Raw genomic sequence first — 14346 nt, forward strand, 5'->3', positions numbered from 1 at the left:
ACGTCCCCACCGGGCATCCGCAGGCTCATGGTCAGCCTGCGAGGGCGGGTCCGATCGTCAGTCGGTCCGCGACACGGCCTCGGCCACACTGATCCGACGGATCTTGCGCCGGCGCGGGCTGCAGTGGACATCGACGACGTCCCCCACGCGGAACCGGTCTTTGAGCTGCGAGTTCGCTTCGCGTGAAAACATCGGTCGGCTCCACCGGTCCACCTCGAAGGACCAGGCTTTCCGCGTTGCCGGATCCTCGATGGAGCAGCAGTAGTGTGTGACGTCCGTGTGTGGGTCGTCGTAGTGCGTGTCGTAGTCCCAGCGCGAGATCACGGCGCCGCGGAAGCTGGACTCGTCGGGAACAGCCAGGACATGACGGCGGGCCGGTAGCCACAGGCTCCACAGCAGTACGCCGGTGAGGACCGGAGCGGTGTCCCATTCCCAGCCGTAGGGCGGGCGCGCGGTCAGGCTCACCACGAGCATGGCGACAAAGCCGACGCCCACGGTCACGGCCAGCACGACGAACTGCCACAGGTGTCCCCAGCGCGGGGGATCCAGGGGTCCGGCGTCCACGACGTGCCACGCTCTGCCGTACGAGGACCAGATCTGCCGCGGCTCGCGTACGGGAAGCGCCGATTCGGGACCAGCCACTCCCACCTGGCGTTTGGGCAGCCGATGTTCCCCGTCGCGGTCGTGGGTCCGCCACTCGCGCGCGGCCTGCCGTCCTTCGGCGGTCAACCTGGGCGCGGATCCGAGCGGGACGTCCGACAGCCGTACCAGCCCCAACAGGCTGAGTACGAGGACTGCTTGGAGGAGGACCCGTACCCCGTCGGGACTCCACGACACTCCGGCCCACAGGGCGCCGAACCAGGCTGCGAGAGCCGCACCCCGATACGTCAGCGTCAGGTATTTGTTCCGGGCCGGCCGGATGAGGCCGAGAGCCGTCGTCTCGTCGCGGACAGCCTTCTGGAAGTCGCGCCACCATACCCAGAACTCGTCGCCGTCGCCCGGCCCGAGGGCACCTGTCGGCACACGGTCGACACCGTTTCGGCTGCGCCGGCGGATTCGTTCCACCACAAGTGCCTCGACGGGCCGCAGCGGTGCCGAGTCGGCGGTGGGCGGAATCGTCCGTACGGTCAGTGTTCCGTCGGCCTTCCGTTCACCCTGAAGTCGGCCCGTGCGGACCATTTCCAGGGCGGTGGTCTCGATGCCTTTCGGTGTTGCCTCCCCGCCTCCGAGAAGCAGGTTCACCACGTCCGCGGTCAGCATTCGATATTTCAAGTCCGCCCCCTGAAATGTGGCCGAGACGACTGTAGTTGCTCTTGGCGGATGAAAGCATCCGGGTCATCATGCGGTCGAGGCGCTGGTCGGCTGTTGCCCATGGGTTGTCCGGCGGAGTTCCGGGTTGCCGTCATCGAGTTCGTCCTTCCGGGCGTTCCGCTGTACGGCCTGCCCTCGAGCCCGGCCCGTCCTCTGTCCGCCGGCCGACGAAGGGCTCTTGCCGTCACGGCTGTACGTCATCGGCGACCGGCGGGATGGCGAAGGGAAGTTGGCGACGATCCGGGGGAGTCCCGCCGTATTGTCGGGCCGTCTGTGTGGGCGGACAGCCGAGGTGCTTTACCAGGGGGTACCAGGTATGCCAGAGGGGTTGGCTCAGTGGGGGCCAGAACTTTTCACGTTGCGGGAATGGGAGCGACGTCGCGGCCTGGCACCGGAGAATGACGCGGCAAGAGGCATCGCGCAAGGGGGGTTCGAGCCCTGCCTGCTGACCCTTCTGCGGCTGTCGGTGAGAAGGGAGCCGGGCACCGGCCTTACCCGTGGATGGCTCCCGAGGGCGCTCGCCCGCACCGGTCACCTCGTCCGCGCGGCTGAGCTGGCGTACACGATGGGTGACGAGCTCGAGCAGGGTACGGAGCTTCTGGAGTTGGTGAAGGCTGCGGCGGGCGCGGGAGATCTGGACGGTGCTCAGGCACTGGCCGAGTCGATTCCCCTGAGGCAGTCGCGGGACCAGGCACTGGTCTCCCTCGTACCGGCGTGGGCGCGTGCCGGGAGGGGGGACAGGGCTGTCGCCCTGGCGGAGAGGATCCGCTACCCGCACAACTGGGGGTGGGCCTGGGCCCTGCTGGCCAAGGCGACGGCGGACCGCGGCGACATCGCCGAGGCGCTCAGGTTCGCCGCTCGCGCCGACGACGAGGCGCGGCTCTGCGCAGTCGACGGCATGGAAGAGCTGCTCGGCCTCCTCATGGACGTTGCCGTCGCCACCGGCGACCACGACCGGGCGGCAGAACTGGCCGATCGCGTGGAGGAGATGGCCCGGTCCCGCAACCCGCACGGGTGGTGCAAGCCGCGGCCCCTGGCGATGGTCTTGGCGCGGGAGGCGCTTGAGGGGGACTTCCGCAGGCTCGACGCTCTTCTGCGCCCCCCGTCCGAATCCGCCGTCCGGGCCGGCGGCAGTCCCTGTGGATGGAACCTCGGCGAACCGGGTGACCAGGGCACGGTCTTGGAGGGAGACCTGGACGCGTCCGCTGCCTCCCCAGTCTCCGCCCGACTCCTGCTCGGCGCGCGGGACATGGCGTGTCTGCTCGATACGGTCGACGAAAACGCCGACCTCGACGTGGCTCTGGCCCTGGCCGACCGGGCCGAGACACTGCTCGAGACCGGTGATGGCCGTGATCACAATGTTCTGCTCAAGTCGCTGACGCTCCTTCTCGCCCGCCATGGGCAGGTCGAGCGGGCCATGGTCCTCACCGAGGGGCTCGACCTGGATCTGTCCGTGGCGCAGCAGGCGGACATGGTCGGAGAACTTGCCCGCTCCGGCGACACGGACGGGGCTGAGGCTCTCGCGCACACGATCACCGACCGTCGGGCGCATGACAGGGCGCTGATCGAAGTGGTCCGGAAGCTGGTGCTGCGCGGCGATCGGGGCAGGGCCGAGGTCATGACCCGTCTGATCGACGACGGCTGGGCACAGGGTGAGGCGCTGCTCGCGATCGCCCTAGGGACGGCCCGGCACGGTGACCTGGACGCCGCCGAGACGCTGACCCGCTCGATCGCCTGTCGCGGGACACGAGCGCGGGCGCTGGCCGCACTCGTGGAGCTGTCCGAGCCGCCCCGGGCCCGCAGGCTTGCCGCGCAGGTGGTGGTGCTCGGCGGCTGGGAGGCTGTTCTGCCGGTCCTGGAGCGGATCATGCCCCGCTCAGTGGCAGTGGTCGCCGACCGGACGACGAGCTGAGTGGAGCCCGTCGGACGCCGAGCCTCCGATTGTCAGAGCCGATTGCGAGACTTCATCCATGATTCCGAAGTTGCCCTTGCACAGCCCTCGTTGGCGTGACCTTCACGGCGTGAGGGCCGAGGAGGTGAAAGCACTCCTGGCGCAGCTGGCCTCCGCGGCTGACACCGAGGACAGCGACGAGTGGAGACAGAGATGGACCGCCCTGGCCGGTGGCCTGCTGGACGACGGAACCGTCTTCGACGGCGCCTACGCGGCCCTGCCTCATCTCATCGAGGCGGCAGCGGCCATGCCTCCCGGGCAGACCGTGGACTTCTGGGTGGACCTGGGTTCCATCGTGACCGCGGAGGACAGGCCCCCCGTCCCGGCCGATCTCGAGGCAGGGTTCAGCGCAGCGCTGCGGGCGGCCGAGGAGGCGGCTACACGGAGCCTCCTTTCCACCGGCGTACCCGCGCAGGTGTGCGCCCACCTCGTGCTCGCCTGCGTGGCCTTCGCCGGCCATCACATGGGCGAGGCCTTGTGGCGTCTTCGCGATCTCCGGGAAGGTTGCCTGCAGTTGGTGTGTCCCGGGTGTGAGAGCGACACCGAGATCCCCGACTTCTTCAGGGATCCGTTGCATCCGCCTGCGCGGGCTCCGGAGTTGCCCGATCCCGTTCGCGTCCGTGCGGAAGGGCATCCCTGGGGCAAGGCCGCCGCGGCGTTGCGGAGCGATGCGCTGGGGGAGGGGTGGGAATCCTTCCTACGGGTGGGACGCGAGGTCGCGGCGGCCGGGGTACCCGACGACATGCCGGGGCAGGCTGTCCTGTGCCTGGTCGCCGGCATGGTCGCGGTCAAGGGCAGCCCGCGGCGGGCCGGTAGGGAATGGGCCCGCACATTGATGTCGCTCACCGGACACTTCCGCTGCTGGGACTGCGAGCGGATATGGACGATCGCCGACGGCCTGGCGGAGCATCCGGACGGCGCATACCCACAGGAGCGTCCGACGGTGCCCCTGACGGAGGCTCAGACGGACGCTGCTGGGGCGACTGCCTCGGCGACGGCAGGCCGAACAGGTGGAGCGGGAACGGGAACTCGTTTCCGGCAGGACGGGACCAGGGTGCTCGCGGCCGACGGCACACCCTGGAGCCCTATGGTCGTGTTCTCCGATTCCGCGCCCGGTTCGTTCGGGAGTGTCGTTGCACTGACGGTGGTGTCCCGTCCCGGTCGGCCGACGCTGGTGGCCGGCGGCGGGGACAGAGGCGTGGTACGCATGTGGGACGTGGCCGACGGGCGACTCGTCCACGACCTGCTGCCAGGACATCCTGATCGCATCCGCTCGATGACGGCCATGGCTCTGCCCGGCGACCGCGTCCTTCTGGCGAGCGGAGGCGACACAGGCACGATCGCCGTGTGGAACCCTGCCACCAGGGAGCCGGTTCGCGAACCGGCCGGCGACAGCCCCGGTGGAATAACCGGAATGTGCGCCGCGGTCATCCCCGACGGTCGCACCCTGAGGGTCACCGCCACCCCCCGGGGCGCAGTCCGGATGTGGGACCCGGACACGGGCGAATGCGTCGGACGCCTCAACCCCTACGGCAGTCCGATCCAGTCGATCGCCGCCGTCCCCCTCTCCGACAGCCATACGCTGATCGCGGCCTCGGACACCGCGGGCCGCCTCCATGTGTGGGATCCAGCCGTCGACGACCCATGGAAGACCGGCGCGGCCGTGCAGCTGAGCGCGCGTGCGCTCGCCGATGCCGACCACCGGGTGGCGACTGTGGCGACTGTGCCCACATCCGACCGAGCTCTGCTCGCCACGGGAGACGACCAGGGAGTGGTCATGCTGTGGGACCTTGCCACCGGTACTCCGATAGGCGACGGTCTGTCCGCCTCCACCGGCACCGCCGGTCTGCCGGTCATCACCGCCACCACGCTCCGGGACGGCCGCACGGTCCTGGTCGCCGGCACCCGCCACCGCCACCGGCTGCGGATATGGGAGCCGAAGACCGGCACGGTGGACCACATCGCCCTCGATGCGGGCCTCACCTGCATGACCACCGCCGGTGCGGACCTGATCGTAGGAGGCGACCACGGAGTACTCAGCCTGCCGCTCGCGAGGCATTGAACGCATGCGCCGCACCCCGGCCGGCGACAGCACCCCAGAAATGTCATCGGCGCGCGCAGCCGTGCCAGGGTCCGCCGGCCGAATCCCTTGCCTGCCACACCGGAGCGCTCGGCGTGGTCCTGGACGACGCCACGGTCTCGCGCCCGTGCACGTCGACGCGAGTGCAGGTGGCGGCGGCAGGCGGTGTCCCAGCGGACCGCCGCCTACGACGGCCGGCCCCGGCAGGCCCGGGCGCGCTGCGCACGGTGTGCTCGTACGGCCGGAATGGGTGCAGACCCGGCACGCAGCACCTGGGGCGGCGCCGTCCTCCGGTGTGCGGTAGCCGGGGAACCGGGTCGCCGTAGATCAGTCAGAAGCCCTCCGGGTTGCTCAACGCCCAGCCCCTGGAGGGTGCGGGCACACGCCTGGATCCGGTCGGCCGGGTGCTTGGCCGAGGCCGTCCGGGACCAGACGGCTCAGAGCGCACGAGCGTGGAGGAGTCCTCAGCCGCCCTGGATCACGGCCTCGGCCAGGACGCGGGAGGGTGCTCGCAGTTCCTCCTCGATAGTGTCCGCCGTTGCGCGGTCGCAGGACATGACACCCGGGGCGGTGTCCGAGGCACGCGGCACGCCCTGCCCGAAGCAATCCGCCTGCGCAAAAGGTGCGAGCCCATCCCAGTAGTTGTCCGCGGCGTCGAACTTGCTTCTACCGTAAGGGAATGTCTGCGCGGTGATGGCCAGACGATGCATCTCAGCTGCGACCTCACGAGCGAGGCACGGGTCAGGGAGAGCTGCTCCCGAGTACGAGCCGAGGCCGGCAGCGGCACTGTCCGCCCGTCGTTCGGCGCCGAGCGCCGCCGGACGTGCGGCTGTCAGCAGCAGTCGATCCGTTCCGCGAGCGATGAGCGCGGGCAGCAACAGAGTCCAATCCGCGACGCGGGTACGAGAGGTGAACTGGCCTGCCGCAGTGCTCAATTCGTCGCCATAACGGGACAGCGCCGACGGCTTCAGCAACTGATCGACGGCAGCGTCGGACTCGGGCGGTCGGCCGGAGAGGGACGAAATCCGGCGCAGCACGGCGCGGGCACTGTCAATCAGCGGAGTGCTGCAGATGTCGTGGGCCTGGTGCACCAGCGCATGGGCAATCGCCGCAACCCGCTGCCGCCGCGCTTGCACGACCCACAGTGGATAGCCCAGCAACAGCACCCTCCGGCGCCTGACACCCACGGCCACGACTCGTACCGACAACTCCGTGCTGAGCTGAATGACGTCAACGTGCGCTACCCCAGCCGCATCCGCCACGCGGTCCACCAACGCGAACAGCTCCGGCGCCTGCTTGCGTCCCAACGTGGAGCGGTTGGGCCTCAACTTGGCCGGGCGCGGCCACACATACACGGCGCATGCGAGCAGAACCATGCCGGCCGCCGGCTGCAGCACGGTGCTCCACCCTCTGACGATCAAGAGTGCCCCTGTCACCAGGAGGCCTACGACGCCTAGGAGTACCGCGGCAGCGATGAGGTAAGCCCAGGCTGAAGCCAGCCGGCGGCGAGACGCCTGCCCCGTGCCCAACCCGATCACCGCCCCGACCAGGACGAGTACCAGCGCCGCACCGGACATCGACAAGCTCATGGCCAAGCCTCCTCATGGATGACGTCGGGCAGATGTTCTCAGCGGCCCCGGGTGAACACGATGCCTCAGCCCGGCAATGTAGGACCGTCCACGCTGCCGAAGTCGATCCATCGACGGGCCCGGCTGTCGCGGGCAACGGAGCTGCCTTCCATTGGAAGCCGCCGCGTTGACGCATCACACCATGGACGCCAGGGCGTCTCCATCGATCCTGCTCCGGCCGGGAGGGTGAAGCCATTCCTGTCGCTACGATCGCGAGAACCAGGTACGCCTGCTGAGGCTCGTTCGAGGCACGGTCACGCAGCACACGGAGGCATTGCTGTCGCCGTACATCCCGACGGTGGAAGATCCTTCCACGGGTTGAGTCGTGGGCGGGGGTCAGGATCGGAGGCGGAGCCGGATGCGACGAAATCGTCGTCGCCGACATCGGCGCGGGCATCGACGGCCGGGAATTCGGCGGAAGCTCTTCCACCGTGGCGCTTCGATGATGCTCGCTCAGTTCTCTGATCAGCAGGAGGCGTTGGCCCGTCCCGGTGCCGGGACGGGATCGCTCGTGATGAAACAGGGCTCTGAGGGCAAACGGCGGATATGAATCGTTGGCTGCGGGTCGCCTTGGCGACAGTGGGTGTGTACGTCTTCTCAACCCTCAGCATGCGCGCGGGTATGCGGGGGTCGTCCCACTCGTGGGGAACGTCGCTCCTGGTCTCGGCGGTGATCGCCCCTCTCGTAGTGATAGGCATACTCGTGCAGCGGCGCATGGGTTGGGGCAGCGATCGACCTCGCCGCGGACATAGGTAGCCGCCGGCTCCCCTGCGCTCGGCGGTCCTTGCCCCGCGCTCCGTACGGCAGGAGCAGCGCAACCGCAGCACACGGAGCCCTCGGACCGGAGCCCCGGCTGCACCGTCCTGGAGGACAACGGGCTGCGGCGCCGTGACGACCGGGAGAGGGCGACGGTTGCTACGACTTCACCGACGCCAATCCCCGTCCCGTTCACCACGCCGAACCGTCTGGAGGCCGGGGCCCGCGGCGGAGCAGCGTGGGTCCGGTGTGGCCACGGTGTGTCGGTGGGAGACCGTCCCTGACGGCCTCGACGATCCGGCCGACCGCCGGGCCTGGGACGTACGGGAGTGGTGCGCCGGGACCGGAACGACGGAGAGCCGGCGCAGCGCCGACGCGACCGTGCCGCCTTGAGCGAACGGTCGGTCACGAAGCCCCCCTTCGAGCCGGATCCGGTGCCTGAGGTGACGCCGTGCGAGCGATGTGGGCCGCTGAGTCCTCCATCCACGCCGGGCCAGGGCCTCCCCGGGAGGCTGCTTCCGCTCGGCTGCCGCAGCGGAGTCTCCGGGCCGTCAGCGGCCGTGGACGGAACCCTGGGTGTTCTTCGGCGGGACGTACGGCTTGCCCTGGGCCGCCGTGCTGGTCGACTGCTGGGCGACACCCGGTGCGGAGTTCATCGCTGCGAAGTGCGCCACTTGGGCCTGGCCCTTCTCCCCGCGGACCCGAGTGGCGTCCCGGATCAGGGCATCCATACCCCCGATGAACTGTTCCCGGTACTTGTTCTTGAGATTGGTCAGATCGGTGCGGTTGGCCGGCCGGGCGCCCGGATCCAGCTCTGCGGGGCCGAGCCGCGGGCTGCCGTCGGGGCTGACGCTGGGGGACTGCTTGAACGGCTGCGCCGCGTCGATGACATGGGCGAAGTCGATGAGCTTGGCGTCCACCACCTGCTCGCCCGCCCTCGTGCCGGTGACCGAGAACACGCTGGAGGCGATGAAGCCGATGTCCGAGTTCTGCGCCGCGGTCCTGATGTCCTGCATCTTGGTGATGAGCTGGTCCCAGACCGCCGGATCCTCCGAGAACTTGCTCAGGATCCTCTGTGACTGCACGCCGGTGATCAGTCGGCTCTCGCCCGCGTCGGTGCCGCCGACCGCACGCCAGCCCCGGAACGTCGAGCCGGTGGCCGGGTCCACGCCGATGGCGAACTTCAGGGCCTTGGTCCCGGCCGCCCACCTGCCTTTGTCGTGCTGTTCGAGGTTCTCGCGGTAGCTCGTGGTCGACTTCCCGATCTTGGTGTCGAGGGTCTTCGAGTCGTCCAGGCCCGAGGTGATGTTCTCGATGTAGATGTTGTGGCGGTCGTCGAGGCCGTCGAGCTGCGCGGCGGACAGACTGTCACCCAGTCTGTCGCGAACCTCGTCCGCCGTGTAGGACGCCGGTACGACCGGCGTGAAGTGCGGGTACGCGGCGGCGCGTACCCGTTGGTAGAACTCGTTCTCCACGGAGCCCTGCGGGGCTCCCTTCTGCAGAATCTCACCGTTCGGTCCGAGGGGTGTGATGCCGCCGTGTCCGCCCTGGTTGACGTTCCGCTCCGGCGACGGTGACGTGGACCTCCTGCCTTCTTGAAGCGCGCTGCGCTCCGCCTCGTCGACGGAGGCGTACGAGATCTCGTTCGTGGTGTCAGCCGGCGTTGCCATGCGTGTCTCCTGCTCTCATCGAGTGCGCCTGACGAGCGCTTCGAAGAGGGACAACGGCCCTGGGGAGGAAGACGGTTCAATGCCCGGCGATTCGGGGCGGATCGGGCCACCCTGCCCCGTCGCACGCCCCGCGGTGACGGACCGGACCTTCTGGATAGCCGCCGAGGGGGACCAGGCCGCTTGGGCTGCGGGCCGGGGAAACTCGGTATCAAGAGATCAGTTGCTGCGGAGGCATGTGGCGGGGATCTGTCCGCCTCGCACTACGCGCCAGGTTGAGCCGGTGCGGCCGCACTTGCGGTAGGCGGCGCCGCTCGATGTCCGGGCAACCGCGGAGACGCACAGGGCGAGGACGTCGCCGCGGTGCACGTCGTCGTGGACCGGGCTGTCGGGCCGGGCCACTGGGTCCTCGTTCCACGCCGGGCCCCCCGCACTACGAGCGGCCGTCCCGTGACCGTGTACGTGGTCGTGCGGGCAGCGCCGGCAACCGAACGCAGGGACGGGACGGCAGCCGATGCCGCCGGGGCCGTGTCCTGATCGACAAGGATGGGCAAGTTCCCCCAAATGCGATGGTGAAATCCTCATGCGATGAACGAACCGAGCAGTAACGACGGACGTATCTTCCGGCGCGAGACCGAGTGGGTCGTCAACGAGATCGCTCAGGGGCTCCGCATGTTGGACTCTGGTGTTGGCTGGTTCTCCGGTCTCGCGCCGGAGGGGCGGCAGGAGGTTCTGCAGGAAGTCACCGGCTATGCGATGCAGGCGCACATTACTTCTGCTGACGGCCGTGCGGGGGTTGCGCGGTCCGGGGTGAAGCCCACGGCCAATCCGTCGGTCATGATCTGTATGGACCCGCCCCGCTACGGGTTCGCGGGTCTCCCTGCCGCCGAGCACGTCACGGCATTCCGTGTCCTCGTTTCCGTGTTCGCCGTTGCCGATACACGCCGCCGTGAGACGTACTGCAAGGGCGCCTGTACACATGGGTGGCACAATCTGGCGCCCGCAACCGAGTAGCTGTTCAATCGGCCATTTTGGCTCTGTCTGGGCTGTCGTTGGGCGGCTCCTGGTGGTGCCAGTGCTGCTCAGTAGGGACGTTGGCCATCCGACGCCGTCTCCCCTGTCGATCTTGGGAAAACTCGTACGTCGTGTGGTTGTCCGACGCTCAGCGTGGCGGGGTGTTCAACTGTCCGTATCAACGTGAGGATCCGGAAGGGGTCGAATCGCAAGTTTTTGGCCAGAACCGTAGCTTGGCAAAGAGATCACGCTTGTTCGGGTCTGCCGTCCTCGGGCCGGGCTCCTGCTCTCGCCTGTTCGCGTATCGCCTTCGACCAGCCCTGTGGATCCGCGTCGTGGAGATCGCATGCTCGCAGCCAGCGGGCGAGTCCGACTGTGATGTCGTCGCGGGAATGCGTCCACTGGCCTTCGCCTGTCATGCCATGCCATGCCACAGAATGCTGGGACTGCTTGGATCCCGGCACAGGTTGAAGCCGTGCAGGTGTTGCAGGGCTGTCAGGACCAAAGGACTGACGGAGCCCGAAGCCTCGTCGCTCTCAACCCAAGGAGCCGCCCATCCATGTACGGCCTCGCGGGTCACGGTGCCCGCGGCCAGCGCTTGTCATAGAACAGCCACTTCCGCACGGCCGGGTGGGAGCGACGGCGCCTTCAAATGCTGCATGCACTTATCGTTCCAGTCGCGAAGCCGCGGGTCCACATTCCCTGAGTCTTGATCGCTCTGGCAGGGCTTATGACTGGGCGTCGGTGCTGGGCGGGGTGGGTTCGTCGCGGTCGAAGCGGTGCCTGCTGCTCCTGCTGACCGGAGTGGGAGCCGGGTCGACTGCGGTGGTGTTGTCGCCGTGAGCGCGTTCGTGGAAGGTGCTGCCCGGCCGCACGCCAAGGGTGTGCGGCAAGGTGAGTTGGATGATGTCGGCGACACCGACGTTGTGAGGCTGTGATCAGTGAGCATCGCGATCACTCGGGTGCCGGTACCGGTCAGCTCCCGCACCGGCCGCGACCGAAGACCCCGCCGACCGTTGCGGGCAAGTCATCGAAGACGAGGTGACTGCCGGGCGGGTGAGTGTGCACCCCATCGCGGAAAGCACCGGGTGTCGGCGGGCAGTTCGGCGACGAACAACCGGCTCTCGTCAGGCAGGCCGAACCGCTCCCGACGAGGGGTCTGCAGAGACTGGCGTGCAGGATCTTCGCCATGGACTCATTGAACGACACAGCCTGGGTGAGAACACGGGGCGACCTGGTCTCCTACATCAGGAAGCTCAGCCAGGAGGCTGAGGTCACCTGTTCGAGCGGTTGTGGCCAATGTGCCAATGCTCTGCAGAGAGGCCGTTGTAGTGTGTCATCACATGGATGACGGGTCTGGCGTCGTCCCCTGGATGACTGTTCGAGGGGGATGCCCGTGACTGCGGCCGACAAGCCGTCCACGAGCCGTTCCGACGCTCACGGCCCGGCGTCTTTCCTCGCTGCGGCGGCGACCCTGGCTGGCATAGGCGACGCGTTCGCAACGCTCAGCGCCGACGCCCGATGCGGCCGGTCCAGGTCCCGAACAGACCGCCAGGCCACGCCGGCCGGCCGTGCCACGGCCGGCTGGTCCGGTAACCGTGCCGTCGAGCTGTGCGGCCTTGCCGGCCGGATCACCGCACTTGAGTACGTCGCGCCCGAAGCGCGCTCAGCTCAGATCGCGCTTCACGATGTTCTCGGTGCTGTCGACGCCGCCGAACTCTCGCGCCCCTGGCTGGCATGCGACCTTTCCTCGACGCCTGCCAGGCTGTCCCGGTCGATTCCCTGATGGGTCTCGATGACCGGCGCACGGCGACAGTCGCCGAGGAAGGCTGACCTCCAGTGAAGGTCACGCCGTGCGGGTGCGACAACGGCGCGCACCGAACCACGCCGACGACGGGCAACGGTCCGCCCCGGTCCGAGTCCCTATCCGTTCATGACGTTCTTACAGAAGAAAGAGAACCCCATGGGTAGCAGTGCCGAGACGCTCGAGTTCCAGGCCGAGACGCGCCAGTTGCTGCGACTGGTGATCCACTCGATCTACTCGAACAAGGACATCTTCCTGCGCGAGCTGATCTCGAACGCCTCCGACGCCTTGGACAAGCTGCGGCTGGAATCCCTCACCGATGCCGACCTCGCCGAGACCGACGCCACCGACCTGCACATCTCGCTGGAGGTTGACCCTGACGCCCGAACGCTGACCGTCCGTGACAACGGGATCGGTATGACCCGGGACGACCTCGTCGATCTGATCGGCACGATCGCCAAGTCCGGCACCGCGGGCCTGCTGGAGAAGATCAAGGAGTCCAAGGACGCCACCACCGCCGAGAACCTGATCGGACAGTTCGGTGTCGGCTTCTACTCGGCATTCATGGTCGCCGACAAGGTCACCCTGCGCACCCGGCGCGCCGGCACCGACTCCGGCACCCAGTGGGAGTCCGACGGCGAGGGCACCTACGAGATCCAGACCGTCGACGGCCTGCCGACGGGCACCTCTGTCACGCTGCACCTCAAGGCCGAAGACAGCGAGGACGGGATCGCCGACTACCTGTCCGAATCGAAGATCCGTCAGATCGTCAAGCGCTACTCGGACTTCATTCGCTGGCCGATCCGGATGGCCGCCGAACGCACCGACGCCGAGGGCGCCGCCACCCACGAGATCGCCACGCTCAACTCGATGAAGGCCCTGTGGGCCCGGCCCCGCAGCGAGGTGACCGAAGACGAGTACAGCGAGTTCTACCAGCAGATCAGCCACGACTGGATGCCCCCGGCCGAAACGATCCACATGCGCGCCGAGGGCACCTTCGAGTACGAGGCGCTGCTGTTCCTTCCCGCGCAAGCGCCGTTCGACCTGTTCTCCCGCGAGACGAAGCGCGGCGTGCAGCTGTACGTCAAGCGGGTGTTCATCATGGATGACTGCGAAGCGCTCATGCCCAACTACCTGCGCTTCGTCAAGGGTGTAGTGGATGCCCACGACCTGTCGCTGAACGTGTCCCGCGAGATCCTCCAGCACGACCGCCAGATCCGCGGCGTACGCCGACGTCTGGTCAAGAAGGTGCTCGGTGCCATCAAGACCATGCAGTCCAAGGACACCGAACGCTACGCCACACTGTGGGAGCAGTTCGGCCGAGCGCTGAAGGAAGGCCTGGTCGAGGACGCGGACAACGCCGAGGCGCTGCTGGAACTGGTGTCGGCCGCCTCCACCCACGACCCGGACAGGACCACCACGCTGCGCGAGTACGTCCAGCGTATGAAGGACGGCCAGGACACCATCTACTACCTGACCGGCGAAAGCCGTGCCACGGTGGAGAACTCGCCGCACATGGAAGCCTTCGCCGCCAAGGGCTACGAGGTCCTCATCCTCACCGATCCGATCGACGAGGTGTGGGTGGACCAGGTTCCCGCCTTCGACGGCCACCGTCTGCAGTCCATCGCCAAGGGCCAGGTCGACCTCGACGAATCCGACGACGGCGAGAAGGCGACCGACGCCGACAAAGCCCAGCGCGAGCAGGACTTCGCCGCCCTGCTGCCCTGGCTGACCACCACGCTGTCCGACCACGTCAAGCAGGTTCGCCTGTCATCGCGCCTGACGACCTCGGCCGCTTGCATCGTCGGAGACGCCCACGACGTGACCCCGACCCTGGAGAAGATGTACCGGGCAATGGGCCAGCAGATCCCCCCGGTCAAGCGGATCCTGGAACTCAACCCCACCCACCCGCTCATCGCGGTCCTGCGCACAGCGCACGACACGAAGGCCGACGACCCCGCCCTGGCGGAGATCGCCGAGCTGATCTACGGCAGCGCCCTGCTCGCGGAAGGCGGCGACCTGCCCGACCCGGCCCGCTTCACCCGACTGCTCACTGACCGACTCACCAGCACCCTGTAACTACGGGCGCGGTCGCCAATGCCGAACCGTCCGGCGGCCGCGGCCCCAACCTCGCT

General features: G+C 68.2%; 9 protein-coding genes and 1 pseudogene. 6 read left to right on the plus strand and 4 right to left on the minus strand.

Annotated features, from left to right (window positions below; translation table 11 throughout):
• Positions 1 to 57: 57 nt before the first annotated feature.
• Positions 58 to 1272: a DUF2207 domain-containing protein gene (locus tag B0675_RS24745; protein ID WP_143661090.1), complete on the minus strand. Its 1215-nt coding sequence runs from the start codon at positions 1270 to 1272 to the stop codon at positions 58 to 60.
• A gap of 604 nt (positions 1273 to 1876) precedes the next feature.
• On the opposite strand from B0675_RS24745, the gene B0675_RS24750 reads away from it, so the two are divergent.
• Complete coding sequence (locus B0675_RS24750; protein WP_143661091.1) at positions 1877 to 3223, plus strand: hypothetical protein; 1347 nt, start codon at positions 1877 to 1879, stop codon at positions 3221 to 3223.
• 109 nt (positions 3224 to 3332) lie between these two features.
• Positions 3333 to 5324, plus strand: coding sequence for a hypothetical protein (locus B0675_RS24755; RefSeq protein WP_081221191.1), 1992 nt, complete (start codon positions 3333 to 3335; stop codon positions 5322 to 5324).
• A gap of 482 nt (positions 5325 to 5806) precedes the next feature.
• Here B0675_RS24755 and B0675_RS24760 read toward each other — a convergent pair whose 3' ends face one another.
• Positions 5807 to 6931, minus strand: a complete 1125-nt coding sequence (locus B0675_RS24760; protein WP_081221193.1) for a hypothetical protein — start codon at positions 6929 to 6931, stop codon at positions 5807 to 5809.
• A 259-nt stretch (positions 6932 to 7190) separates the two neighbouring features.
• Between B0675_RS24760 and B0675_RS40670 the strand changes: the two are divergent.
• Positions 7191 to 7292: pseudogene (locus tag B0675_RS40670) on the plus strand (hypothetical protein); the annotation flags it as partial.
• A gap of 985 nt (positions 7293 to 8277) precedes the next feature.
• Here the strand turns inward: B0675_RS40670 and B0675_RS24765 are convergent.
• On the minus strand, positions 8278 to 9396 hold the full coding sequence (locus B0675_RS24765) for an inositol polyphosphate kinase family protein (RefSeq protein ID WP_081221196.1): 1119 nt from the start codon (positions 9394 to 9396) through the stop codon (positions 8278 to 8280).
• Between the two features lie 585 nt (positions 9397 to 9981).
• Here B0675_RS24765 and B0675_RS24770 point away from each other — a divergent pair.
• Entirely contained in the window at positions 9982 to 10407 is a 426-nt protein-coding gene (locus B0675_RS24770) for a DUF5958 family protein (protein ID WP_081221198.1), read from the plus strand.
• Between the two features lie 728 nt (positions 10408 to 11135).
• Here the strand turns inward: B0675_RS24770 and B0675_RS41445 are convergent.
• The gene (locus tag B0675_RS41445) at positions 11136 to 11300 is read right to left on the minus strand and encodes a hypothetical protein (RefSeq protein ID WP_179165360.1); all 165 of its coding nucleotides are present in this window, start codon (positions 11298 to 11300) and stop codon (positions 11136 to 11138) included.
• A gap of 503 nt (positions 11301 to 11803) precedes the next feature.
• Between B0675_RS41445 and B0675_RS41040 the strand changes: the two genes are divergently transcribed.
• Positions 11804 to 12193, plus strand: coding sequence for a hypothetical protein (locus B0675_RS41040; RefSeq protein ID WP_143661092.1), 390 nt, complete (start codon positions 11804 to 11806; stop codon positions 12191 to 12193).
• Positions 12194 to 12370: 177 nt separating this feature from the next.
• The gene (htpG, locus tag B0675_RS24780; protein WP_081221201.1) at positions 12371 to 14290 is read left to right on the plus strand and encodes a molecular chaperone HtpG; all 1920 of its coding nucleotides are present in this window, start codon (positions 12371 to 12373) and stop codon (positions 14288 to 14290) included.
• The last annotated feature ends 56 nt before the right edge of the window (positions 14291 to 14346 follow it).

This window comes from Streptomyces sp. M41(2017) (genome assembly GCF_002078175.1).
GTDB lineage: Bacteria > Actinomycetota > Actinomycetes > Streptomycetales > Streptomycetaceae > Streptomyces.